Origin of the sequence: Serratia sp. CY76391, assembly GCF_052166695.1 — a bacterium.
In the GTDB taxonomy this organism is placed as follows: domain Bacteria; phylum Pseudomonadota; class Gammaproteobacteria; order Enterobacterales; family Enterobacteriaceae; genus Serratia; species Serratia nematodiphila.
This window is the reverse complement of the sequence record NZ_JBJNOJ010000002.1, coordinates 114,927-139,238: the sequence shown is the minus strand read 5'-3', so window position 1 is coordinate 139,238 and position 24,312 is coordinate 114,927. Positions and strand designations below refer to the sequence as shown.

Annotated in this window: 17 protein-coding genes and 1 pseudogene; 11 read left to right on the top strand and 7 right to left on the bottom strand. The window is 58.2% G+C overall.

Going from position 1 to position 24,312, the window contains the following annotated elements; translation table 11 throughout:
- Together ACJ8PN_RS07870 and pqqF are read left to right on the top strand one after the other, a co-directional pair.
- Positions 1-219, top strand: a pseudogene (locus ACJ8PN_RS07870) (pyrroloquinoline quinone biosynthesis protein PqqE); the annotation flags it as partial.
- Positions 220-221: 2 nt separating this feature from the next.
- A complete protein-coding gene (gene pqqF, locus ACJ8PN_RS07865) occupies positions 222-2,534 on the top strand; it encodes a pyrroloquinoline quinone biosynthesis protein PqqF (RefSeq protein ID WP_442534788.1) in 2,313 nt (770 codons plus the stop codon).
- Between the two features lie 156 nt (positions 2,535-2,690).
- On the opposite strand, the gene ACJ8PN_RS07860 is transcribed toward pqqF, so the two are convergent.
- A complete protein-coding gene (locus ACJ8PN_RS07860) occupies positions 2,691-3,005 on the bottom strand; it encodes an AprI/Inh family metalloprotease inhibitor (RefSeq protein ID WP_099982542.1) in 315 nt (104 codons plus the stop codon).
- A 98-nt stretch (positions 3,006-3,103) separates the two neighbouring features.
- Positions 3,104-4,543, bottom strand: coding sequence for a serralysin family metalloprotease (locus tag ACJ8PN_RS07855; RefSeq protein WP_021504590.1), 1,440 nt, complete (start codon positions 4,541-4,543; stop codon positions 3,104-3,106).
- A 948-nt stretch (positions 4,544-5,491) separates the two neighbouring features.
- Here ACJ8PN_RS07855 and ACJ8PN_RS07850 point away from each other — a divergent pair.
- The 7 genes from ACJ8PN_RS07850 to ACJ8PN_RS07820 all read left to right on the top strand — a co-directional run bounded on the left by ACJ8PN_RS07850 (position 5,492) and on the right by ACJ8PN_RS07820 (position 14,870).
- Positions 5,492-7,597 (top strand): putative bifunctional diguanylate cyclase/phosphodiesterase, encoded by a 2,106-nt coding sequence (locus ACJ8PN_RS07850; protein WP_442534787.1) that lies wholly within the window; start codon positions 5,492-5,494, stop codon positions 7,595-7,597.
- Between the two features lie 304 nt (positions 7,598-7,901).
- A complete protein-coding gene (locus ACJ8PN_RS07845) occupies positions 7,902-9,251 on the top strand; it encodes a glycosyl transferase family 2 (protein ID WP_442534786.1) in 1,350 nt (449 codons plus the stop codon).
- 76 nt (positions 9,252-9,327) lie between these two features.
- Positions 9,328-10,605 (top strand): glycosyltransferase family 2 protein, encoded by a 1,278-nt coding sequence (locus ACJ8PN_RS07840; protein ID WP_442534785.1) that lies wholly within the window; start codon positions 9,328-9,330, stop codon positions 10,603-10,605.
- Positions 10,605-12,053 carry a radical SAM protein gene (locus ACJ8PN_RS07835; protein ID WP_442534784.1) on the top strand — a complete coding sequence of 483 codons (1,449 nt, stop codon included), beginning with the start codon at positions 10,605-10,607 and terminating at the stop codon, positions 12,051-12,053. The genes ACJ8PN_RS07840 and ACJ8PN_RS07835 overlap by 1 nt, the downstream gene beginning before the upstream one ends.
- A gap of 3 nt (positions 12,054-12,056) precedes the next feature.
- Positions 12,057-12,866 carry a hypothetical protein gene (locus ACJ8PN_RS07830; RefSeq protein WP_154870409.1) on the top strand — a complete coding sequence of 270 codons (810 nt, stop codon included), beginning with the start codon at positions 12,057-12,059 and terminating at the stop codon, positions 12,864-12,866.
- Positions 12,863-14,035 (top strand): MFS transporter, encoded by a 1,173-nt coding sequence (locus ACJ8PN_RS07825; protein WP_049188830.1) that lies wholly within the window; start codon positions 12,863-12,865, stop codon positions 14,033-14,035. The genes ACJ8PN_RS07830 and ACJ8PN_RS07825 overlap by 4 nt, the downstream gene beginning before the upstream one ends.
- Positions 14,036-14,057: 22 nt before the next feature.
- On the top strand, positions 14,058-14,870 hold the full coding sequence (locus tag ACJ8PN_RS07820; RefSeq protein WP_171454005.1) for a hypothetical protein: 813 nt from the start codon (positions 14,058-14,060) through the stop codon (positions 14,868-14,870).
- 30 nt (positions 14,871-14,900) lie between these two features.
- Here ACJ8PN_RS07820 and ACJ8PN_RS07815 read toward each other — a convergent pair whose 3' ends face one another.
- Positions 14,901-16,094, bottom strand: a complete 1,194-nt coding sequence (locus ACJ8PN_RS07815; RefSeq protein ID WP_411261888.1) for an MFS transporter — start codon at positions 16,092-16,094, stop codon at positions 14,901-14,903.
- A 149-nt stretch (positions 16,095-16,243) separates the two neighbouring features.
- Between ACJ8PN_RS07815 and ACJ8PN_RS07810 the strand changes: the two genes are divergently transcribed.
- Positions 16,244-17,161 carry an ABC transporter substrate-binding protein gene (locus ACJ8PN_RS07810; protein WP_089191740.1) on the top strand — a complete coding sequence of 306 codons (918 nt, stop codon included), beginning with the start codon at positions 16,244-16,246 and terminating at the stop codon, positions 17,159-17,161.
- A gap of 53 nt (positions 17,162-17,214) precedes the next feature.
- On the opposite strand, the gene ACJ8PN_RS07805 is transcribed toward ACJ8PN_RS07810, so the two are convergent.
- The gene (locus ACJ8PN_RS07805) at positions 17,215-18,990 is read right to left on the bottom strand and encodes a sigma-54-dependent Fis family transcriptional regulator (RefSeq protein WP_442534783.1); all 1,776 of its coding nucleotides are present in this window, start codon (positions 18,988-18,990) and stop codon (positions 17,215-17,217) included.
- A gap of 276 nt (positions 18,991-19,266) precedes the next feature.
- Between ACJ8PN_RS07805 and exaC the strand changes: the two genes are divergently transcribed.
- Positions 19,267-20,787, top strand: a complete 1,521-nt coding sequence (exaC, locus tag ACJ8PN_RS07800; protein ID WP_048323427.1) for an acetaldehyde dehydrogenase ExaC — start codon at positions 19,267-19,269, stop codon at positions 20,785-20,787.
- 55 nt (positions 20,788-20,842) lie between these two features.
- On the opposite strand, the gene adhP is transcribed toward exaC, so the two are convergent.
- The 3 genes from adhP to ACJ8PN_RS07785 all read right to left on the bottom strand — a co-directional run bounded on the left by adhP (position 20,843) and on the right by ACJ8PN_RS07785 (position 24,274).
- Positions 20,843-21,859 carry an alcohol dehydrogenase AdhP gene (adhP, locus tag ACJ8PN_RS07795; RefSeq protein WP_004928541.1) on the bottom strand — a complete coding sequence of 339 codons (1,017 nt, stop codon included), beginning with the start codon at positions 21,857-21,859 and terminating at the stop codon, positions 20,843-20,845.
- A 197-nt stretch (positions 21,860-22,056) separates the two neighbouring features.
- The gene (blh, locus tag ACJ8PN_RS07790) at positions 22,057-23,346 is read right to left on the bottom strand and encodes a bifunctional sulfur transferase/dioxygenase Blh (RefSeq protein ID WP_442534782.1); all 1,290 of its coding nucleotides are present in this window, start codon (positions 23,344-23,346) and stop codon (positions 22,057-22,059) included.
- A gap of 16 nt (positions 23,347-23,362) precedes the next feature.
- Positions 23,363-24,274, bottom strand: coding sequence for a sulfite exporter TauE/SafE family protein (locus tag ACJ8PN_RS07785; RefSeq protein ID WP_442534781.1), 912 nt, complete (start codon positions 24,272-24,274; stop codon positions 23,363-23,365).
- Positions 24,275-24,312: the final 38 nt, after the last annotated feature.

The following is a 24,312-nucleotide window of genomic DNA, read 5'->3' as shown; positions in this document are numbered from 1 at the left end:
TGCCGGTCCTGTTCGGAGAAAGAGCAAGACTACGGCGGCTGCCGCTGCCAGGCGTTCATGCTGACCGGCAACGCCGACAACGCCGACCCGGTGTGCGGCAAATCGCCGCATCACGGCACCATTCTGGCGGCGCGTGAAGCGGCGAATCACTCGCAGATCGGCATCGATCAGCTGCGCTTTCGCAATCAGACCAACTCCCGACTGATCTTCAAGGGCTGATGATGACACTCGCCGCTTCGTGGCAGCTCGATAACGGTTTGGCCGTCAGGGCGATAAGCACCCCGGCCGCTGAGGGTGCCGCCGCGCTGGTGTGCATCGAAGCGGGCAGCTTTCAGGCGCCTGCCGCCTGGCCCGGCCTGGCGCATCTGCTGGAGCATATGCTGTTTCGCGGCAGCGCGAACTTTAGCGCGCAAGATGGGCTGATGGGCTGGACGCAGGCGGTCGGCGGCCGGTTAAACGCCACCACCCAGGCTACGCAAACCGCGTTTTTCTTTGAGGTGGGCGCCGAACAGCTGGCGGAGGGGTTGGCCAGGCTGATCGATATGCTCGCCGCCCCGCAGCTGGCGGCTGGGGCAATCGCCCAGGAGATCGAGGTCATCGACGCCGAATACCGCCTGCTGCGCGCCGACGGTGAAACCCGCTGCGAAGCGGCGCAGCGGCAGATGTTCAGCGGATTTGACGCGTTGCATCGCTTTCATATCGGCAGCCGCGCCGCTTTCGGCAGCGATATTTCCGCATTGCAGCAGGCGTTGCGGCAGTTTCACCACCATTATTACCGCGCACCGAACATGACGCTGTGGCTGCAAGGCCCGCAATCGCTCGAGCAGCTGCATGCGCTGGCACAGCGCTACGGTGGCGGCTTGCCGTCGGGCAGCGCCACGCCGCCCGAGACATTGCCGCCGCTGGCCGCCGGACAAGATTACACGCTGTCTCTTCCCGGCGCGCCGCAGCTGCGGCTGGTGTTTGCCCTGCCACACTCCCGTTCACGCGGCTGGCTGCGACGGCTTGAGCGTTTATTGCTGGACGATGCCCCTGGCGGGCTGCTGGCACGGCTGCGCGCGCACGCGTGGGGCGACGCCGTTCGTCTGGATTATGCCCGCTGCGGCGAAAACAGCGCCCTGCTGAGTTTTATTTTCACCGTCAATCACGGCTCGGCGTCTGAGGCCGCCCATATCGAAAGCGCCTTGCTGGCATGGCTGCAGGCGCTGAACGCGCTGACACCGGGCCAGCTCGAGCATTTCGGGCAACTGGCGAACCGCGATTTTCACCGTTTGGCGCCGCTCGATCAGCTGCGGGCCAGGGCATTTGGGCTGCCGCCGACGGAACAGCATGACGACTGGACGCGGCAACTCGCTATGCTGATGGCAGCGCCGCGCCGCCGCCTGGCCGTGCTGCCCGAGGGGGGCGGTGAAACGCGCGAAATCCAAGGGCTACCGCTGCCCCTCGGCCCCTTCGTCGGCGCCGCGCTGACGCCTACAGCGGAGCCTTTCCGCTTTTTCTCCGCTTCGGCGGCGCTGCCGATACCGCCCTTGCCGGCCGGCCAGGCGCCGCTGCAGCATCTACGTTCCGGCGAGGCGCAGCCGGTGCTGTTGCTGCGCCCATCGTCGCATGGCGCACTCAGCGAAGAACAGGCCTGTGGTTTGCAGGCGGCATTGCGCCCCGGAGCGGCCGAGTTAGCGCATCGGGAGGGACATTTAAGCGTCGAACGCCACCAGGGTGTGTGGCTGCTGCAGCTGGCGGGCAGCCACGGGCTGATCTGCCACGGTCTGAACGTCGTGAACCGGGCTCTGGCGACGCAGCCGCCGGCCGTCATCAACGAGGCGGCGAGAAACCTGCGCCACGCGCAGTTAAAACAACAAAACGATATCGCCATTCGCCGCCTGTTAGCCCAATTGCCGGCGGCGTTGAACGTCTCTACGGCAACTGCGTCACACTGGCATGCCACCCTGGTCGGCGGCGATGGCGAGTTAAAACGGCGGCTGTCACATTTGCTGTATGACTTCCCCTACGCCATAACGGCTGAGCCGCAAACGCCGCCGCGTTTACCTCCTCCTGTCACGCTGACGGAAAGCGGCGCCGAACACGCCTTGCTGCAGTTTTACCCGCTGCAAAGCGATGAAGCCGAAGGCCGCTGGGCGCTGTGCGTGCTGGCCCGGCTTTACGCGCCGCGCTATTTTCAGCGGCTGCGCGTGGAACGCAACGTGGGCTACGTGGTGCAATGTGCCTTCCACCGCTGCACCCATGCCGAAGGCCTGCTGTTCGCGCTGCAATCCCCGACGTTCACCGCGGAACAGCTGCGGCAGTTAACCGACGAATTCTTGCAGCAGATGCATCATGAGCTGACGCACGTTAGCGTTGGTGAGCTGGAGCAAACGCAACAGGCGCTGCAACAAAACTTGCAACGCCTCAGCGCCGAGCCGTTGCAACGCGCGCGGGAGATTGCGTTGGAAAATCGCGCGGCCATTGCTGCCGCTGCGCCAATCACGCTGACACAACTGTTGCACTGGCAGCAGCGGCTGTTCGTTGCCGGCTGATATTGCGCCGGTGTCCACCCGACGCAATATAAACGCAGCAAGACAACGAATAACCAGGGAACGATATCTCAGAAAATCGTGAGCGGAGCGACGTGAAACGTGATGACCGCGTTCAGAAGCGCCGGCCGAGGCCGAGGGATAAGAAGGCGTTGTTGGCTAGTTATTTCTCTTCAAGATCTTCCCTGTCTCAGCCCAGATTTGACTACGGTAATGATCGTCTTCCTGAGAGAAGAAAAGTACGGTTAGCCCATCCTTGTCCAACAGCGCAATGCCATCGGGGGCGGGACGCCATGCGGCAGGCTCTTGCGGCAATACGTCGGGCGTGCAATCAGACAAGAATTTCAGGCTATAGCCGCCAGCCGATTCCACACTCTCCGTGTTGAGCTGCACAACACAAGATTTTGATTTATCACTGACCGTCCACTGCCCGGATAGCGTTTCGGCGGAAGGTAAAACCAGGCTGCTTGCCATAGAGACTCCTGAAAACAAGAATATTATTCCGACAAGAATAAATTTATACATAGGTGGCCCATGTGAAACGGTGGGCATCATCGCCCACCGTTGCCATTTTAAACGATAAAATCAACAGCGACGTCAGCCTGTCCAACGATGTGCACCAGGAAGTCTGGATTAGCACCGCCCTGGATGTTGAAGGCCAGTTCACTCAGATTGTTCTGGCTATCATAGGACAATAGCGCCTCACCGGCCTGCCCGCTGAAATGATCGACGAACTGAATGAAATCACTGCCTTTATCGCCTTGGTTGAAGAAGGACAGATCGATCTTGTCCTTGCCTGACTCAAAGTCCCAAATTGTATCAGGTGCCTGAACAGGCGAGTCATTAAGATCAGAGAAGACAAAAATATCATTACCGTCTCCTCCCCATAATTGATCCTGACCAGCCCCGCCGTAAATAACATCATTGCCGGCGCCGCCTTTGAGCGTATTGTCTGCGTGATTCCCAACGATGATGTCATTACCTGAGCCCCCTATCGCGTTTTCGATGGTGACACCGGCAGCGATGGAAACATTCCCTTTTAATCCCCCGACGTCGGAGAAAGCGCCTTCGTTCAAGTTGATGCGTTGATTTTGGCTATACCCCGAGAAATCAAGGGTATCATTACCACCTGCATCCCAGACAGACATCACCAGCTTGTCGTGGCTGCCCTTGAGTGTATAGAAGTCTCGGTCTGTATTTGAATTAAACCCGTAAACGGTGTCGCCGGTTCGGGTGGTCATGTTGGCACCGTAAAGATGTTGGATGGCCGCGATATCATCAACCAGCGGTGCAGCGGCATAGTAGTGGCCATGATCCGCATCGGTAATGGATTCATTCCAGTAACTCATTACGCTAAACTGCCGGGTATCTTCGGCGTAAACTGCCTTGGTATAATTTGGGCTTCCTTGCCCCGCATTATACGTTCCCGGATGATCTAACCCGAGAGTATGGCCAACTTCGTGGGTAATGGTTAAACGGCCGTAATTACCCAGCTCAGGATGCAAGTTTTCAGAATGGTTCTTTATATTATACCAACTTTGCCCATCAGAATTGTATCCTCTGTAGTCATTGCCATTATATGAGAATGGTTTCAAGGCATACGCTTGCCCTTTCCCCTCATAATTCCCAAAAGTAATATTGGAAGGTTGATCCGATGCCACTTCGACAAACTTTAGGTTGGCAACATCGGCCCAGGATTGCAAAGATAACTTCGCCTGTTCTTGTTGATGTTGCGTGAACGCACTTAGCCCCGTATCGCGTTCTGAGGAGCGGTGGCCCAGGTTCAGTTCGTTATATTCCCAATCCGGGAATGAATAGGTCACCGTCGCATCTTTGCCCGTGACGTGAACGCCATTCCAGGTTTTATCGCTGCGCGCTATCTGCAACCCCGCATCATTTATGTCATAGGACGGTTTATTATTGATCGTCAAACCATTTCCGCGCTCATGGTAGTGAATAAGATCGTTAACACTGTCCCAACCTGTTTTGTTTCCATTCATGGTATTACCCATAGCGTTCTCCACAAAGAAGCTAGTATTAATATGACATCCGAAATGTCTCTTGGGGTTAATCAAAGTCCTGAGAATAGCGGTAACCCGATACGCCCCATTCTTTTTGCCAATTCCTTTACACCCAGAGAGTAAATTTAATTTTAACTGCCCGAAGCCTCCTTACCCATGATTGAGAACGTATGCAACTCCGTGAGATCGCGATATATCCGCGAAAAATGCGTGGAAATAATAGACCGCCTTGATCCGCCCATGGCTTAATACTGAGATCTGCTGGTTGAGGCTAAGTGAAGATGCCGCCCAAGAGGCCTGATGACAGCGGCCGTTCGATACATTGTCTCGTTGCCAGAGACCACAGCAGACGTGGTCTCGTGTTATGAACGTTGCCTGTCATCCGAACCGCTACCTGGGGATCATTACGTGAATGCATTTGCGACACCATCCAGTTTTGCTAATGATTATCATTCGCGAGGCTATCTCACACGTCAGCAAAGTGTCAACAGATGAAACAAAACATTTCTTGATTTATATCATCACTTTTCTCGTCATCGCCCGGGAGCCGTGCTTTGGCGCCTGTTAAAACGTGCATGAAATGGTGAGCATCACCGCCATAAGCGAGGATTTCTTCAGTATTGGTGCATAGCGCAAGCAAAATGCCGAGCGCAACAACAGCATGGCAGCTAAACATTTCGCCACATTGAAACATCAATATTGATTACTTTTTCAGACAGTAAAACATCGTGGTCGGAGCACTTATTTTTCGATGCAATATAAGAGGGGCTTATAAATAACAGGAGTATTCCTAATGCGTTCTTGCGTAATCTATTTCATGCTACCAGGCTGGTTCTTAGCCGCGCCCGCTGGCTATTCCCATTTTCATTGGCAATGACTATATTGAAAGAGGCTCTGCTATAGAGCAAGAATATGGGTAATTTTCCGAGGAAATACCGCATGACCCTGTTGCCCAAGCAGAGTAATAACAAAAATCCGATTGATCTCTATAGCGAAATCGTAGACGACTTGCCGGGTCTGATTTGCTTCGGCAACCGCCTTGGCGGTTACTTCAATAAGCAGTGGCGCGACTATACCGGCGCTATCGCCGGTGAGCACGCCGCCACAGACTGGCTCGATGCACTGCATCCCGACGATCGCGATCGCCTGGCCGCGCAATGGCGCCAGGCGATCGTTGCCCTCTCCTCGTTCGCCGGCGAAGCCCGTCTGCGCGAGCGCAGCGGCGCCTACCGGTGGTTTATGCTGGCGTTTAACGCCCGCCAGGACGGCATGGCGCAGGAGCCTAGCTGGTACCTCACCGCCACCGACATCCATCCGCAAATGCTGCAACGCCAGCAAAACGTTCAGGCGCTCTCTATCCAGCAAGACATGCTGGACGCCAGCGTCGACTGCATCAAAGTGATCAATCACGACGGCACGCTGCGCCACATGAATCGCTCCGGCAGCCTGGCGCTCGGTCTTGATCCGGCGCAAAAAGAGTTTGGCATGCCCTGGCTGGGGCTGCTGTCCCCCGAGATCCGTCGCCGCGGCAGCAAGGCGCTGCGCAACGTCAGAGCCGGAAAAAATGCGCGCTTCACCGGATTGAGCGTGACGCCGCAGGGTAAAAAACAGCACTGGGACAACATTCTCACACCGGTCAGCGATGAACACGGCGCCGTGGCCGAGATCTTGTGCGTTTCGCGCGACGTGACGTCGCAACGCGTGATGGAACAACGTCTGTTGCTCGCCAGCGAATATGACGAATTGACCGGCCTGCCCAACCGGCGCTTATTCAAGAAAAAGCTGAAGCAAGAGATGAAGCGCGCCCTGCATGGCAACAAGTCGCTTGGGCTGATGCTGCTGGATCTTGACCACTTCAAGCTGGTGAACGACACGCTGGGCCACGCGGCGGGCGACCATCTGCTGCGGATCTTGGGTAAAAGGCTCAGCGCCTGCATGAATGCACATTCGTTCGTCTCCCGCCTCGGCGGCGACGAGTTCGCCGTGGTGATCAGCGATGTCGAAAACGAGCAGGATATTTTCCGCATCGCCAACAAGTTTCTGCTGCAGCTGGAGACGCCGATCACCCACGGCGGCAAGACCTTGCATTGCGGCATGAGCATCGGTGGCGCCATCTATCCCAAAGATGCCCGCGATGCGTCAGAGCTGATGAAATGCGCCGACACCGCGCTGTATGAACTGAAAGAAGGCGGCCGCGGCGGCGTCTACATGTTCGACAGCAAGATGATGGACAAAGCCCGCGCCCGCGCCAGCCAGCTCAACTACGCGCGCCAGATCGTGCGCGACAACTGCATCCGCCCCAGCTACCAACCGAAAGTCTGCCTGATCGACGGCAGCATCGTCGGTTTTGAAGCGCTGCTGCGCTGGCATTGCCCGCAAAACGGCGTACAGCTGCCGGCGACGGTAAGCGAGGCGTTTAACGACTACGAATTGGCAACCAAGATCAGCGAAGCCATGCAGCTGAAAGTCTTCGCCGATATCGCCCGCTGGCGCGCGGCCGGCGTGGCGGTACGGCCTATTTCGCTGAATGTGTCGCCGATCGAGTTTTTACGCGACAACTACGCCGAAACCTTCCTGCAACGTCTGCTGAAGTTCCGCATTCCCCATCACCTGATCGAACTGGAAGTGACCGAACACGCGTTCAACAAGCACGGTTCGAAATACGTACTGCGCGCGCTGCAAATGCTCAAAGAGATGGGTATCCGCATCGCGCTGGACGACTTTGGCACCGGCCACTCCTCATTCAGCCATATCATGGATTACCCGCTGGACTGCATTAAGCTGGACTGCGACTTTATTCAACGCATGAACACCGAACCGGCGATCCTGGCGATCGTGGAAAGCATCGGCATTCTCGGTCAAAAGCTGTCGATCGATATCATCGCCGAAGGCGTGGAAACCGAGCAGCAGCGCCAAACGCTGTGCGAAGCCGGTTTCCATATCGGCCAGGGTTTTCTGTTCAGCCCGGCGGTGGAGTCCCAGCAGGTGCCGACGCTGCTGCAGGCGATACTTCAGCCTGCCGAAGGCGGCATGGCGAATCGTTAAATCGGCATCGCATGCCTCACATTCGGGGGGCTTGATACCCCCTCTTTTCCTCTGCCTGTTTCACGCCTCCCGCACCGGAATATTTGTGAGAGCCCTCACAAAGCATAAACGTATCTTTACATTTTTGAACGGTTAAGCTTCCGTTCTGTCAGATTTGAGTGTATTCCAGAGCGTCAAAACGATTCTTTTTCCACTCAATTGGGAACGTTACCGGAGACTTGTTAAGAAATAGTTAATTTAAATCAATGCACTACAAATAATAGCAGGAGGTACTGCGATGCACGAAAGGCAAGAGAAGAATGCAATGTTCATTTCGTTCGATGCCGTCTCGGTCTCGGGGATCACGGTGGAAGCAATGAAGATTGCCAAACGACTGCAAGCCTGTGGATTTCGCTCTTATCTTGATCTGGGATACGACATCAAGATTGATAAGGGAAACTTTAATAAACCCTATCAGCATGAGCATGACATCTACCGCGATGTCTTTACGCTGGTCCGCCTGGACGACATCACGTCGATTCCAGATTACCACCCCGCCTTTCTCGACTACGCGCACGCGGCGTTGATCGGCCAGAAAACGCCCATTGACGAGCAAGAAAAAGCCGCTTTGTTGCATACCATCGCGTTGACGGCGCGGCAGCTGGCGGAGCGCCTCATAGCCCAATGGGAAGCGCTCGCAGTCAGCCATGTGGTGGTGGAAAACGGCACGCTGCCGGAAAACATCATCTATACCAAAGCGCTGTATCTGGCGATCGAAGATTATGGCCGACGTTATCGACTGACGCGTTTCGTCATCTGGCGCGATCATGACCTGATGTGGAACAGCGAGAAAAGGGTGCTCAAATACGGCCCGCCACCTTATTCTCACGCCATCAAACCTATCCCTTCAAAATACATTACCTATGTCACGCTCAATCACGATCTGAAGCAAAAGCTGGAGGCCTGGTGCAATCATGATGTCCATGTCGAGGTAAAGAAAAATACCTATGACTTCTCGGACAGTCACGAAAGAACGAATGTCAGAAAGCAGATGAATATTCGCGACAATGATCTTCTCATTGCCAGAACCACCCGCATCATCCCTCAGAAAAGATTGGATCGCGATATTATGCTGATCAGCCGGCTTAACGATTTATTTATCCGCGACCACAACACTCGACGCGCCTATTTGGCGATCGCCGGCAATGAATATGAAAATCCGTCATGTTATCTGCAACTCGCCAAATTGGCGCAGGAACTGAATGTTCTCCCCTATGTCAAATTCGTCGGTATGCTTCCCCATGTCGATATGCGCTCGGAAAACGACGCGTTTTGCATAGAGGACCTCTATCACTCTTGCGACCTGGTCTCTTTTCTCACCTCGTATGATTATGATAGCTATGGCAATCCTATCGGTGAAGCGATCAGTTGCCGCCGTTGCTATATCACCACTCGCTATGAATATTATCACGAAGTCTACGGCCGGCATGGATTTGAAGCGCCCGTCATGCCGATCTCCGAGTTACAGGATGGGCCGCCGAACGACGAATTCATCCAGGAAGTCTACCGGTTCATTAATAACAAGGAGAAGATGAAGCGCGTGGCGGAAAAGAATTACGCGCTGGGCAAGCGGATTTTATCCAACAACATCATGGAGTTCTTAAATATCAGCTAATCATCGAATGACGTGACATTTCATTTTCAGACAAGCCATTTCTAACTGTGGACTTTCATTAGCCTTTGGAGGATCTATGCGTGATACTGTTTTTGTGTCTGTCGTACTGCCCGTTTATAATGAAAGCGACCGTATTGAGGCGGTTTTACTTTCGTTGTTCAATCAGCACACCAAGAATGAATTAATCACCCACGACACTTACGAACTGATTGTCGTTGATAACAACTCCACCGATGATTCCGTCGCTAAAATAAACGCGTTTAGTGAAAGGCATCCGGCTATGGCCATTCATGTTATCGCCGAAACGGTGCAGGGAGTCTCCTCGGCCAGAAAACGCGGCATGGACTATGCGTCGCTGCGTTCTAAAGCCCGCGACAGCCGGCTGGGAAATAAACGCAAGCACTATATCGTTTCCGCCGATGCCGATTGCACCGTGGATGCATTTTGGCTTTACGAGCTGGTGAATACCATGATCGAGCAACAAGGCGACCTGGGCACCTGCAACTATTACTACCCTCCCGCAGAGTTTGAGCACCGCCCCAACCTGTTCCGCGAGATCCAAAAAACGCTGCGTCTGCGCGAATTTTCGTTCTCCCTGTTCGGCGGCTTCCCCGACGGCAAAGGGTTCGGGGTGGAGCGCAGCCTGTATGACGCGGTAGGCGGCATCGAAATCTTCTACCAGCTCAACCATGGCCGCTTTGTCGAACACCTGTCCGACGACTGGGACTTCGGCATTAAGGTCATCGCCTACGGCGGCAAGCCGGTTTACGCTCGCCATGCTTACGTTGAGATCAACAGCCGCCGGGTGGACACCATTCTCGATGAGGTGATCAACGGCATCGCCTACGGCAAGGACGGCATCATTATCATGAAGGACGTCCGGCCGGACGTTGAGCGGCAGAAAACCGCGCTGGCGGACGCCACACCGGCGGAGGCGAAACTGGCCTGGGACTACTCGGTCAAGGACTACACGCCAAAGAATATCTTACTGCCGGTGCTGCTCAATCCGTATCTGCTGTTGGAAAACAGCGAAGTGCGCGATTTCTTCTCCGGTTCGCTGGCCGACAGCCTCTACCGCCGCATTCACGAACTGAAACACGAGATGCGCATCATCGATTTCAAACCGATCCATGCCTACAAAACTCCCGCCTATCGGCTCTACCTCGAATTTCGCGATGCGCTGTTTGCCGCCATGCGGCGCGCCGTCGGTGACGATATCGGCTTCCCGCCCGCATTGCCGGCCTGCTTCGATACGGTCAAAGACGAGGATTTCACCCGCTTTGTTTATTACTTCTGTGAAGACCGCGAGTCCGGCGAAGCCCACAACTATTTCGGCAACGGAGGGGTATTCTGATGAACGACGAAGCCTTGCACTCATTGCTGGATATCGATGAAAGCTATCCCACGCCGCGGGTGAACGCGTTCCTGGCGCAACCGGAAAACCGGGCCTTTCTGGAGTATGTCCATAAGGATCCGTTCGGCTGTCACGTGTTCCCCGGCGATCTCGTCGATTACCCGCTGGCCGCGTTTTTTGCCGATATGGAGGCCGACATTCGCCAGGCGGGCAAAATCCACCTCTGGGCCTATATCCCGACCTGCCGCTATCGCTGCCATTTTTGTCAGTACCCCACGGTGATCCTCAATCCCAAGGCGCCCGCCTCTCAGGCGGTATTTCGCGATTTGGTCGATTTCAACATCAAGGAGGCGCAAATGTGGCTGGCGCGCGTGCCCAGCCTGGCCGAAGTGGAGATCGGCGAATTCAACGTCTTTGGCGGCACGCCGTCCTTGCTGCCGGAGCCGGAACTGCGCCGCATGATGGCCTTCTACTTCAGCCACTTTAACTTCGCCAACGCCACCCTGCGCTTCGAAGGGGAGCCCGGCACCCTGAACAAAGCCTATCTGGCGCTGCTGAAAGAGCTCGGCTTCAGCAAAATCAGTTTCGGCACCCAATCCTTCAATGACGACATCATCACCGCCTGCGGGCGCATGCACTCGGCCGAAGAGTGCGTGGAGACCATTCATCACGCGCGCGCGCTCGGCATTGATTGGGTCAGCGTGGATCTCATTTACGGCATGCTGGGCCAAAGCGTGGACGACGTGAAATACGACATGGAAAAAACCCTCGAACTGAATCTGTCGCACGTCGTCTGCACCAAGCTGCACATGGATGAGTTTATTAAAAATCGCACCGGCGTCTCGGGCGAGCGCGAAAGCCTGTGGCAGAAAAAGGGGCTGATCAGCATCAACAACCTGCGCTTCCCTGGGCTGGGCAAACAGTACCAAATGCGCGAGCTGGTCGAGAACTACCTGAATGGCGGCTATACCGAACACCCCACCATGTACTTTCACCGCAATGATCAACAGCCGGAAAAGTGGAAAGCGCTCATCACCGATCTCGACAAGCAGTATCCGGAAGTGGCGATCGGTTTGGGCGGCAGCTCCAAATCGACGCGATCCGAAGCCATCAACATCACCGGCTACAAGAAGTACAAGGAAGCGCTCAACCAAGACCGCCTGCCCATCGAGGAAAGCCGCGGCTTCTCCCCGATCCAGCGTGAAGTGAACGCCTTCAAAATGGCGCTCTCCACCTTGCTGCCGGTGGACGATCGGGTGTTTAAACGGCGCTTTGACGGCAACAGCCTGTTTGCCAACCCGGTCATCCGCCGCACGTTGAAAACCCTGGTGGATAAAGCGCTGGTCACCGTCGATGGCCCGTGCGTTACGCTCACGCCCATCGGCGTCACGCTGGTCGAAGCCATTATCAATACCCAATTTTCCGCCGCATTCGCCAATCAGGAGTGAAAGATGACGACGATAGTCTCCGATCCCAAACCGGTATTCAGCTTCTATTACATCGGCATCGATACCGAAGCCGGCGTCACGCCACAACAGTTTGAAACCTTCGTGCGCGAACAAGGTGTGCATATCCCCTGTTATCCCGGCTGGCGCTGGACGTTGCTGCGCGGCCTGCGCGGCGAACGCGTCGGGCAATACCTGATGCTGTACGAGATTGACAGCGCCGAGCAGCGCGATCGTTACGTCACCGCCTCCGGGCAGCGAACGGCGCACGCGCACGAATTCTGGCGGCGGCATGCCGCCGCGCAGGAAATCCTCGCCGAGTGGCGAAAACTGGGCACCTACAGCCTGCTACCGACGCTGTTCAGCGATTATCGCCTGCTGGCTGAGAACAGAAAAAGCGACGTGCCGCCCGGCCCGCGCTACCGGGAACGGCCGGGCGAACCGCCCGAGGCGCGCATTATCGGCATCCACAATCTGGCGCTGCGCGAAGGCGTGACCCCGGCGCAATTCGAACGCTTTATCGCCGAAAATCACCATCGCATTGAGGATTATCCGGGCTGGAAGTTTCACTTGCTGAAGGGAGAGCGCGGCAATCGGCTCGACCAGTACGCGGTGATGATGGAAATCGTCAGCCTGGCGGCGCTGGACGTGTTCTATCCGGAGCCCGATATCGCCACCGCCGAAGCGGCAACCTTCGCCAAAGCGCATCGCGACACCAAGCAAATGTATGAAGAGTGGAAGCAACTGGCGTCATTTTCCGGTTCACCGCAGATTTATACCGATTATCTGTCCGTCGCACAGAGCCGATCGTCATGATGCTGCCTTGGCTAACCGGCGAGGCCGCAGAGAATCATCGCCGGCAAATCGCCACCCGAGCGATCTTCTTCCTCGCCGGGTTGGGCATGGCCGCCTGGGCGCCGTTGATCCCTTTCGTGAAAGCGCGATTGGGCATCGATGACGGCGCGCTCGGTTTGCTGCTGTTTTGCCTCGCCGCCGGCTCCATGGCGATCATGCCCTTCGCCGGTTATCTGATCGCCAAACTGGGGTGCCGCGCCGTGTTGCTGGGCGCTGGCGCCTTGCTGTGCATCGACTTGCCGCTGTTGGCGTTACTCGATGAGCCGCTGTTGATGGGGGCGGCATTGGGGGTATTTGGCGCCGTCAACGGCATCATGGATGTGGCGATGAACTCACAGGCGATAATCGTCGAGCGGGAGAGCGGCCAGGCGAAAATGTCCGGTTTTCATGGCTTCTACAGCCTTGGCGGCATTGCCGGCGCCGGCGGCGTCAGTCTGTTGCTGCTGGCGGGCCTCGCCCCGGCCCAGGCCATCGGCCTGATCGCCCTCCTCATCGCGATCCTGCTGCTGATCGTCGCCGGCGATTTACTGGCGCACGGCGGCATCGGCGAGCGGCGACGGGGCGGCGCGCGGTGGGCGCTGGCCCACGGCAAGATCCTGTTTATCGCCCTGCTCTGTTTCTTCGTGTTCCTGACCGAGGGGGCGATGCTCGACTGGTCGGCATTATTCCTGCATGCCGAGCGCGGCGTGGCCAAATCGCAGGCGGGGATCGGGTTCACGCTGTACGCCGTCGCCGTGGCCTGCGGGCGGCTGTATGGCGACAGGCTGATCGGCGCCGTCGGGCGCTTCCGCACTCTGCTGCTCGGCAGCCTGTGCGCCGCGGCAGGCGTGCTGTTGACCGTCACCGTCCCTCTGGCATCGGCCGCCTTTGGCGGGTTGATGCTCGCCGGCCTGGGCATCGCCAACATCGTTCCCATTCTGTTCAACGCCGTCGGCAATCAAAAACAGGTGCCGCCCGGCCAGGCGTTTCCGGCCGTGACGCTGGTCGGCTATCTCGGCTTATTAACCGGCCCGGCGCTGATCGGTTTTATCGCCAATTACACCAGCCTGGCCCTGGCGTTCGGCTGCACGTTGCTGTGCCTGTTGCTGGTCAGCATCAGCGCCAAAGCCGTGACGAACACATCTCACTAACTTAACTTGCGAGGATCGTTTAATGCATGCATCAACCACGCCGGTTTTCTCCCTGCACTACGTGGGAATCAACCTGAAACGGGGCGTCGCCTCGGATCGTTTCGAAGCGTTCGTTCGCCATAAAGGCGTCGCCATCCCGGCCTATCCCGGCTGGCGATGGACGCTGCTGCGCGGCCTGCGCGGCGAGCGTGAAAATCAGTACCTGATGGTTTATCAGGCTAAAGACGCCGCCACCTACGCGCGCTATATCGACGGCAACGGCGAGCTGACCGACGAGGCGCACGCCTTTTGGCGGCAGCGTCCGGAGGCCGCCGCGCTGATTGAGGAGTGGAAAACCTTCGCGACCTTCGCCGAACTGCCGACCCTTTACACCTGTTACCGTCTGGTGGCCGAGAATAGCCACAGTTCATTGCCGCCCGGCCCCAATTACCGCAGCGAACCAGGGAAGGAAAGCATTCAGCGTGTCATCGGCATTCATAACCTGGCGCTTAAAGCGGGCGTCTCGCCCGAGCAGTTTGAACGGTTCATTACCGACAACATCCACCGCGTGGAAGACTACCCGGGCTGGAAGTTTCACCTGCTGAAGGGCCAGAGCGGCAACCGGCTGGACCAATACGCGGTGATGCTGATCATTGAAAGTCTGGCGTCGCTCAACGCGTTCCATCCGGAGCTCGATGTTTCAACCGAGCAAGCGATCAGGTTCGTGGCCGAGCATCAGGACACCGAACGCATGTACGACGAGTGGAAAACACTGGCGTCGTTCTCCGGCGCGCCGCAAATCTACACGGATTACCTGGCGATTGGCGGCAACGAGAATGACGCCCATCCGGCGTAAACCGCGCGGCGGCGTTGAACGCCGCCGCTTTCACGGCCGCCGTTCGCCGAACGGTGCCAGCTTCATGCCGACCAGCGTCACCACGCAGATGATCGCCCCGGCGTAAAAGGTGGAGGCGGAACCGAACAGCTCCCACAGGGTTCCGGCCCCGAGACTCGCCAGCAGCAATGCCACGCCACCGATCAGATTGAACATGCCGAACGCGGTGCCGCGCAGGTGCGCCGGCGCAGTGTGCGCCACCATCGCCGCCAACAGTCCCTGCGTCATGCCCATGTGCACGCCCCACAGCGCCACGCCAAACAGCACGCCCGCCCAATGATCGCTCAGCGCCAATACCAGGTCGGCGGCGATCAGCACCAGCAGCCCGGCTTTCAGCAATCCTTCATGGCTCATGCGGTCGGACAATTTACCGAACGGATAGGCCGAGCAGGCGTAGACCAGATTCATGGCGACCATCACCAGCGGGATCAGCGCCAGCGGCGTGCCGCCCTGCTGCGCCTTCAACACCAGGAACGCTTCACTGAAACGCGCCAACGTGAAGATCGCGCCGATGCTCACCACCCACCAATAGCTGCGCCCCAGCAGCCGCAGGTTGGCGCGGGTAATCGGGTTGGTGCGCTTGTGGGTTATCGCGGCGGCCGGCTCTTTCAGGCCGAAAAACAGCAGCGCAATCGCCAGCGCCGCCGGGATCGCCGCCACCCAGAAGATGGCACGAAAATCGTTGTGCCACAGCAGCATCAGGCCGACGGCCAGCAGCGGCCCTAAAAAGGCGCCGACGGTATCCAGTGACTGGCGCAGCCCGAAAGCCGCACCGCGGATCTCCGGCGGCGTCACGTCGGCCACCAGGGCATCGCGCGGCGCCCCACGGATGCCTTTGCCCACGCGATCCAGCAGGCGCGCGCTCATCACCATGCCGGACGACGACGCGATGGCGAAAAACGGTTTGCTGATGGCGCCCAGCCCGTAGCCCAGCAGCGCCAGCCCCTTGCGTTTGCCGAGGTAATCGCTGAGCACGCCGGAGAACACCTTGACGATCAACGCCGTCGCCTCCGCCAGCCCTTCGATCAACCCGATGACGATCACGCTGGCACCGAGCGTCGTCGCCATAAACAGCGGCAACAGGCTATGGATCATCTCCGAGGAAACGTCCATCAGCAGGCTCACGCCACCCAATACCCACACGCCGCGCGGTATGCGGCCCAACGTAGCGAAACGCGACGACATGGTGCATCCTCGATCGATTCAGCGCCGCCAGAGGCGCCTCATGATTTTTCCAAGATTGGTTAGTTGATTTTGTTCGTTCACAGATCTGCCGCCTTTAGAGATAGTGCAACGACCGTGTGACACCCATAATAATGAAGGTAATTAACATAATGATATATAGCAAAAAGATGATAGTGATTGCGGCGCTGCTGAGTTTTTCCGCCGCCGCCGCACCAGGCGTGGATCTCGTCGCCAACGAAACGCCGATCCACACGGTGAAAAGCGCCGAAGCCGTGGCCAAAATCCCCGCCGGCTTCCGGTTCGTGGAACCCGGCACGCTGACGGTCGCCATTTCTCTGCTGGGCAGCGGCCCGCCGTTCGGCCTGTACGCTCGCGACAATAAAACGGTGATTGGCAGCGAGGCGGACATTGCGCGCCTGGTGGCCGACGGTTTGGGGTTGAAACTCAGGCTGGTGCCCACCTCGTGGGAAGACTGGCCGCTGGGGGTAGCCTCCGGCAAATATGACGCCGCGGTTTACAACATCACCGTGACCAACGAACGCAAGACCAAATTCGATTTCGCCACCTATCGGCAGGATACGCTGGGTTTCTACGTCAAATCCGACAGTAAAATCACCCAGATCAAAACCGCGCCGGATATCGCCGGTAAAAAGATCATCGTCGACTCCGGCACCAATCAGGAAGCGGTGCTGCTGGCCTGGGACAAAGAGAACCGCGCCAAGGGGCTCGCGCCGCTGCAGCCGGTGTATGTCACCGACAAGGCCGCCTCCACGCTGGCTATTCAGTCCGGCCGCGCCGACGCCACCTTCGGGCCCAACGTTTCCGGCGCTTATCAGGCGCGGCTGACCGGCAAAACCCGGCTGGTGGGCATCGTGCCCGGCGGCTGGCCGAAGACCGCCAACATCGCCGTCACGCTGAAGAAAGGCAACGGCCTGGTGGACGCGGTGCAGGCTTCGCTCAACAGCGCCATCGCCAACGGCAGCTATCTGCAGGTGCTGGATCGCTGGGCGGAGAGCGACGAGAAGATTGCCCATTCCGAGATTAACCCGCCGGGGCTGGGGGATTGAGAGAGCAACAGGCCCCGCGCAGCGGGGCCTTATCGCCGCTCAATCGCGCCGCCTTATTCCGCCGCCGTTTTCTGCCTCCCCAGCTTGCGGTACAGCGTGCTGCGTGAAACGCCGAGCGCCTTCGCCGCCCGGCTGAGATTGCCGCCCGCCCTGTCGATCGCCGCCTGCAGCGCCCCCAGATCGGTATCGGCGTTCTCTTGCCGCGGCGCCAGCACCGCGATGGACTGAGGAAGATCGTCCAGGGTAAGCACCGCATGATCGTCCGCCAGCGCCAGCAGCACCTTGAGCGTGCTCAACAGTTGCCGCACGTTGCCGGGCCACGGATAGCGCGCCAGCATCGCCAGCGCCTCCGGCAACAGACGAATGTCGCGCCGCTCGCCGCCCAGCTCTCGCCACAGTTGCAAAATGAAGGCCTCCAGCTGCGCCCGCTCTCTGAGCGGCGGAATGCGCAGGCTGTATTCCTGTATGCGGTACAGCAAATCCTCGCGAAACGCCCCCGCTTCCACCTGCCGATGCAGATCGTGGTGCGTGGCGCAGACCAGCGCGAATTCGACCGGATAAGCGCTGCGGCTGCCGAGCGGGGTGACCGTTTTTTCCTGTAACACCCGCAGCAGGCGCGTTTGCACGCCCGCCGGCATGTCGCCGATTTCATCGAGAAACAGCACGCCGCCGTCCGCCTCGCGGATCTTGCCGATGTAGCCTTTCGGATTGGCGCCGGTAAACGCCCCCGGCGCATAGCCAAACAGTTCGGATTCGATCAGCGGCTCAGGCAGCGCCGCGCAGTTGATCGCCACGAAGTTGCCGTTGCGCCAGCGGCTCTCTTGAAACAGGCGGCGGCTGAAATGCTCTTTACCGCAGCCGGTTTCGCCGGTCACGCACAGCGAAAGGCCGGCGTTGAGAATGCGCAGCGCTTTCTGATGCTGCTCGTCGTGCCGTTCCGCCGGCGGCGCAGAACGCAGAGCGCTGACGCGGCGCTGCGGCGCCTCAAGCAACGAATAATAGTGCTGTTGATTGCCGGCCAGCGTCTGGCGCGGTGCCCCGGAAGGCTGTCGCAACAGGTCGGGAAACAGCTGGGTGAACTCAACGGAGCCGAATGAGGCCGACGAGAGCTGGAACTCCATCATCGCCAGTCGATTGGCGGCGATCAGCACTTCGTCGTGAAACACCAGCAGCAGCTCTTGCGCACTGCCCAGGCAGCGGGCATCGGCGTGCAGACGCAGCGTCCAGTGGCGGTCGGCGATCGCGCTTCTGACCCAGCGGTGTTCGATATGCCGCACCGCCTGCATGATCAGGCGCTGTGCATCGCGGTACGGGCGCTGCGCGGGTGCGGAGAGATCCAGTATGCCGGCAATGCGGCCATCCGGCCGATAGATCGGTGCGGCGGTGCAGTTCAATCCGGCATTTTGGTTGAGAAAATGCTGGTCGCCGCGCACTTCGCAGAACGCGCCCAGCGCCAGCGCGGTGCCGATGGCGTTGGTGCCCCGCTCCGCTTCTCCCCACTGGTTGCCCGGCGTCAGCGCAAAGCGCGACGCCTTATGCAGAAAGTCGGTATTGCCACGGGTTTCCAGCACCAGCCCGGCGGCGTCGGCGATCACCACAATGGCGGGCTGGCGCGTAATTTGCGCGCCCAGCTGCTCGATCAGCGGCTGTACCCGCTGCGGCACCCAATCGTTGCGGCTGCGCAGCTCTTCGAGCAATCCGGCTTTGATAAACGGGATATGTTGATCGGTGCGCGTCAAGCCATAACCCTGGCTGCGTTGCCAGGATTCCGCCAACGGCTGGGTCAGCAAGCTGGCGCCCTCTGCGGGCAAGCGGTCGTCAGACAACATGCGTTTCTCCCCCGTTCGCGAGTGTTGCAAATGTGTATCATAAATGTGTATCAGGCGTTGCGATACGGGACACAAAAAATCATCGGCGACGGCGGAGCCACCCGAAGCTCTCAGCCCTCTCAATGCTTAAGGTTTTAATAACTCGTTCTTTTTTTTACGGATGCTACCTCTGTCGCTAATCTGGCACGCGCCGTGCTTCTCTGTGCTGCGGCGACATGCCGCATTCACAGGCGCAGCCCAATAGCGCCGCTTTTCATCTGCAGAGAGGTGCTTAACATGAAATATGTCCACCCCGGTTTGCCTGGCTCGCTGGTTTCGTTCCGCAAACGCTATGGCAACTACATTGGCGGCAAATTCGTCGAACCGGTATCCGGCAACTACTTCACCAACACCTCGCCGGTGACCGGCCAGCCGATCGCCGAATTCCCGCGTTCCGACGCCAAAGACATCGAGCTGGCGCTTGACGCGGCGCATGCGGCGGCGGACGCCTGGGGTAAAACCAGCGTGCAGGAGCGTTCCAACGTGCTGCTGGCGATCGCCGATCGCATCGAATCGCGGCTGGAGATGCTGGCGCTGACCGAAACCTGGGACAACGGCAAACCGATCCGCGAAACCCTGAATGCCGATCTGCCGTTGGCGGTCGACCATTTCCGTTACTTTGCCGGTTGCCTGCGCGCGCAGGAAGGCACCGCGGCGGAGATCGACCAGAACACCGTGGCCTACCATATCTATGAACCGCTGGGCGTGGTCGGCCAGATCATTCCGTGGAACTTCCCGCTGCTGATGGCCGCCTGGAAACTGGCGCCGGCGCTGGCAGGCGGTAACTGCGTGGTGCTGAAACCGGCGGAACAAACGCCGCTCGGCATCAGCGTGCTGATGGAAGAGATCGGCGATCTGCTGCCGCCGGGCGTGCTCAACGTGGTACAAGGTTTCGGCGCCGAGGCCGGCGAAGCGCTGGCGCGCAGCAAACGCATCGAAAAAATCGCCTTCACCGGCTCCACGCCGGTCGGCCGCCACATCCTCGCCTGTGCGGCGGAGAACATCATCCCCAGCACCGTCGAGCTGGGCGGAAAATCGCCGAACATTTATTTTGAAGACATCATGCAGGCGGAACCGGAGTTTATCGACAAAGCGGTTGAGGGGCTGGTGCTGGGCTTCTTCAACCAGGGGGAGGTGTGCACCTGCCCTTCACGCGCGCTGATCCAGGAATCCATCTACCCGCAGTTTATGGAGAAAGTGCTGGCGCGTATCGCTACCATCCGCCAGGGCGATCCCTTCGACACCGAGACCATGATCGGCGCCCAGGCGTCAAAACAGCAGTACGACAAGATCCTGTCCTATATCGAGATCGCTAAAAACGAGGGGGGCAAAATCGTTGTGGGCGGCGAGCCCGCCCAGCGCGGCGACGAAGTGCAAAACGGTTTCTACCTGCAGCCGACGCTGATTACCGGCAACAACAGCATGCGTTTCTTCCGCGAGGAGATCTTCGGGCCGGTGATTGGCGTCACCACCTTCAAGGATGAGGCCGAAGCCCTGGCGCTGGCCAACGACACCGAGTTTGGGCTGGGCGCCGGGCTGTGGACCCGCGACATCAACCGCGCTTACCGCATGGGCCGCGCGATCAAGGCCGGCCGCGTGTGGACCAACTGCTACCACCTGTACCCGGCGCACGCCGCGTTCGGCGGCTACAAGAACTCCGGCATCGGACGCGAAACCCACAAGGCGGCGCTGTCGCACTATCAACAGGTGAAAAACCTGCTGGTCAGCTACGACGCCAAGCCGCTGGGCCTGTTCTGAATCCGGCGTAATGACAAGAAGGCCACCCGCAGGTGGCCTTCTTTTTTCGCGTGGCCTACTTCGCCATGCCGAGATCGATCACCATGCGACCGCGAATGGTGCCCGCCTTCATCTCGTCGAAGATGGCGTTGATATCCCCCAGCGGCCGCTTGGTCACTTTCGGCGTCACCTTGCCTTCGGCGGCGAACTGGAACGCCTCCTTCAGATCTTCGCGCGTGCCCACCAGCGAACCCACCACCTGAATGCCGTCCAGCACCAGGCGCGGAATGCTCAGATCCATGCTCTCCGGAGGCAGCCCCACGGCCACCACTTTACCGCCGGCGCGCACCGCATTCACCGCCGAGTTGAAGGCGGCTTTCGCCACCGCCGTCACCACCGCCGCGTGAGCGCCGCCGGTTTGCTGCTGAATGATCTCCTCCGCGTTTTGCGTTTTGGAGTTGATGGTCAGATCGGCGCCGATCTGTTTGGCGAACTCCAGCTGACCGTCGTTGACGTCGATGGCGATCACTTTGGCGTTAAACACGTTCTTGGCATACTGCAGCGCCAGGTTGCCCAGCCCGCCCAGGCCGTAGATGGCGATCCACTGCCCCGGTTTGATATCGGAAATCTTCACCGCCTTGTAGGTGGTGACGCCGGCGCAGGTGATGCTGCTGGCGGCGAAAGAATCGAGCCCATCCGGCACTTTCACCGCGTAGTCCGCCACCACGATGCACTCTTCCGCCATGCCGCCGTCAACGCTATAGCCGGCGTTTTTCACCGAGCGGCACAGGGTCTCGTTGCCGCTGACGCAGTATTCGCAATGGCCGCACCCCTGGTAAAACCAGGCGACGCTGGCGCGGTCACCCACTTTTAACGAGGTGACACCCTCACCGACGGCGGAGACCACGCCGATGCCCTCATGCCCCAACGTAATGCCCGGCACCTCACCGAAATCGCCATTTTTCACGTGCAAATCGGTGTGGCACACCCCGCAACACTCCATTTTCAACGCCGCTTCGCCGTGCTTCAGCGGGCGCAGCACTTTATCCTGAATGTCTACGGTATGGTTTTTCGTCACTACGGCAGCTTTCATGGTGTTTTCCTTAGCAGAGTGGGAAGTACAGTTGTTAATGTAGTGACTGTATTCGGTGAGGGCAAGTACCACCTGTTTTGTGTAAAAACAAATAATTAAATATGAATCAGTCTGCTTATTTCATAAAAAACCATTAACAGACGGCGCGATCGCCTTGAGGTTGGCAGCCGTGAACGATCGCGCCTCCACGGCTTGATTTATCCCTTGAAGCGATTAACTGGGATTTTGAGGTAGTGCCGCCCATCATCTTCGCAATCTGGCAGAACGCCGCCGCGAATATTGACCTGCAGCGCCATCAGCATCAATTCCGGATGCGGCAACGTGGCGTCTCGCTGCTTTCTTTGCGCGATAAATTGGGCCTTATCCATGTTGGCCACCCAGGGGTTGTTCTCGCGCTGCTCTCGCACGGTGCTTTCCCAGCGGGCCTCACGCCCCGCCGGGCGATAATCATGGCCGGTAAACAGGCGGGTATCCGCTGGCAGACTCAAGATCCGCTGCAACGAATCCCACAGGGCTTCCGCATTTCCGCCGGGGAAATCGGCCCTTGCGGTGCCGCTGTCCGGCATGAAAAACGTATCGTGAATAAACGCCGCATCGGCGATGTGATAAGTGACGGACGCCAGGGTGTGGCCAGGAGACAGCAAGACTTCAGCACGCAGGTTGCCGATAAAAAAGACGTCCCCATCCGCAAACAGCCCATCCCACAGGGTCTCCGCAGGAGGCAATTCTTTCAAATTATAGATGTCTTGCCACAGCCCCTGCACAGCGGTAATTTTTTCGCCTATGCCGGTGAGGGCGCCGGTTTTCTGCGCCAGCCAGGTGGCGGCAGAAAAATGGTCGGCATGCGGGTGCGTATCCAGCACCCAGGCCACTCCCCATCCTTGCTGCTGGATAAAGCTTAAAATGGTGCGGGCCTGCTGATGCGAGACCGTGCCCGATCGGCGATCAAAATCCAGCACCGGGTCGATGATGGCGCAGCGACCCGCTGCGGGATCGGCGACGACATACTGCAGGCTGCCGCTTTCCGGCTCATAAAACGCGTGCACTTGCGCGTGAGGCTGAACGGCCTGATGCCGGCGATACCAGCCCAGCGCCTTATCGGCATCGGCGCCATACTCTGCGCACTGGCTGCGGAATTGCGCTTCGTCTATCTGGCCTTCGCGCAGCGCATACAGCAGGGAAAGGCAGGCAGAACGCGCTCCGCTCCTGCAATGCGCCAGGGTCTTCTCACCCCGCCGCAACAGGTAATGGAAGGTATAAACGGTCTCCCAGGTCAGCGTGTCGAATGTGTAAGGCAGATAGACGTAGCCCATTCCACATTGCTCAGCCAACGCTTTTTCTTGTTGATGGTTAAGGTACTCGCCCGGCTCTTCATCTGGCCGATTATTGACGATAAACCGATAGCCTTGTTGATGCAGGATGGCGAAATCATTCGCTGCGGGCGCCCCCGAAAAGGAGAGCTGATGATGGTAAGTACGGATGTGCATATTTTTTCCTTTTGTCTTATAGGCTTTTAAAAAGCATATAAAGGGCCAGCACCAACAACATGCCGGCATAGAGCACACGGATAATGTCCTCGCGTTTTTTCAGGCGCTCGGTGAGCGCCACCCCCACGACGCCCCCCAGAACGCCGCCGACGATGAGCCAGCAGGTAATGACCAGCGACACCTTGCCGGACATGGCATAGCTTGCGCTTGTCGTTAATCCCATGGCGGAAACCACGACCAGTGAGGTCGCCACCGCTTCAACCAGCGAAAAGCGGAAGAACCAGAGCAGCGCCGGCACCACCAAAAATCCGCCGCCGATGCCCAAAAAACCGGCCACCGCGCCCAGCGCCAGCACGCTGGGCCACACGATGGCGGGGTGAAATGTCGGATGGGAGGACGGTAATCCGTTGCCTGCCCGATGATTTCTTTTCAGCGTCAATCCGGCGACAACCAGCATCAGCAGAGAGAAAGGCAGGGTTAAATGGTGCCCGTCCGTCATTTTTCCCACCTGAGAGCCCGCCAGCGTTCCCACCACCGCCACCAGCGAAACGGTAACGCCGGTCTGCCACCGGACGTTTCCTTTGGCGGCATGAACAAAAAGATTGATCAGCGCGCTAATGGCAACGGACATGGCACTGGTGCCTATAACCAAGTGCGTATCCGGGATTTTCACCATATACAGCAGCAAGGGCACGCAGACGATGGATCCTCCTCCCCCGGTCAGAGCCAGGAGAAATCCGACTATTCCCCCGGTTATCACCAATAGCGTCAGGGTATAAAAAGTAAAATGGAAAAAATCCAATGCATTAATTCCCTTTCGATATTTATGGCATTTATTAACGATCAGTTTGCGTTGATTGTCAAATAACTTATTACATTTAGCTATTACATATATCCAAATCGAATATGCAATTTTCAATATAACCATAAGTTCTATAAATTATCTTTAAATCTGAGCCGCAACCC

Excerpts from the sequence above, each read along its gene's own strand:
- pqqF (WP_442534788.1), top strand. The coding sequence starts at position 222 with ATGACACTCGCCGCTTCGTGGCAGCTCGATAACGGTTTGGCCGTCAGG.
- ACJ8PN_RS07860 (WP_099982542.1), bottom strand. The coding sequence starts at position 3,005 with ATGGCAAGCAGCCTGGTTTTACCTTCCGCCGAAACGCTATCCGGGCAG.
- ACJ8PN_RS07855 (WP_021504590.1), bottom strand. The coding sequence starts at position 4,543 with ATGGGTAATACCATGAATGGAAACAAAACAGGTTGGGACAGTGTTAAC.
- ACJ8PN_RS07850 (WP_442534787.1), top strand. The coding sequence starts at position 5,492 with ATGACCCTGTTGCCCAAGCAGAGTAATAACAAAAATCCGATTGATCTC.
- ACJ8PN_RS07845 (WP_442534786.1), top strand. The coding sequence starts at position 7,902 with ATGTTCATTTCGTTCGATGCCGTCTCGGTCTCGGGGATCACGGTGGAA.
- ACJ8PN_RS07840 (WP_442534785.1), top strand. The coding sequence starts at position 9,328 with ATGCGTGATACTGTTTTTGTGTCTGTCGTACTGCCCGTTTATAATGAA.
- ACJ8PN_RS07835 (WP_442534784.1), top strand. The coding sequence starts at position 10,605 with ATGAACGACGAAGCCTTGCACTCATTGCTGGATATCGATGAAAGCTAT.
- ACJ8PN_RS07830 (WP_154870409.1), top strand. The coding sequence starts at position 12,057 with ATGACGACGATAGTCTCCGATCCCAAACCGGTATTCAGCTTCTATTAC.
- ACJ8PN_RS07825 (WP_049188830.1), top strand. The coding sequence starts at position 12,863 with ATGATGCTGCCTTGGCTAACCGGCGAGGCCGCAGAGAATCATCGCCGG.
- ACJ8PN_RS07820 (WP_171454005.1), top strand. The coding sequence starts at position 14,058 with ATGCATGCATCAACCACGCCGGTTTTCTCCCTGCACTACGTGGGAATC.
- ACJ8PN_RS07815 (WP_411261888.1), bottom strand. The coding sequence starts at position 16,094 with ATGTCGTCGCGTTTCGCTACGTTGGGCCGCATACCGCGCGGCGTGTGG.
- ACJ8PN_RS07810 (WP_089191740.1), top strand. The coding sequence starts at position 16,244 with ATGATATATAGCAAAAAGATGATAGTGATTGCGGCGCTGCTGAGTTTT.
- ACJ8PN_RS07805 (WP_442534783.1), bottom strand. The coding sequence starts at position 18,990 with ATGTTGTCTGACGACCGCTTGCCCGCAGAGGGCGCCAGCTTGCTGACC.
- exaC (WP_048323427.1), top strand. The coding sequence starts at position 19,267 with ATGAAATATGTCCACCCCGGTTTGCCTGGCTCGCTGGTTTCGTTCCGC.
- adhP (WP_004928541.1), bottom strand. The coding sequence starts at position 21,859 with ATGAAAGCTGCCGTAGTGACGAAAAACCATACCGTAGACATTCAGGAT.
- blh (WP_442534782.1), bottom strand. The coding sequence starts at position 23,346 with ATGCACATCCGTACTTACCATCATCAGCTCTCCTTTTCGGGGGCGCCC.
- ACJ8PN_RS07785 (WP_442534781.1), bottom strand. The coding sequence starts at position 24,274 with ATGGTTATATTGAAAATTGCATATTCGATTTGGATATATGTAATAGCT.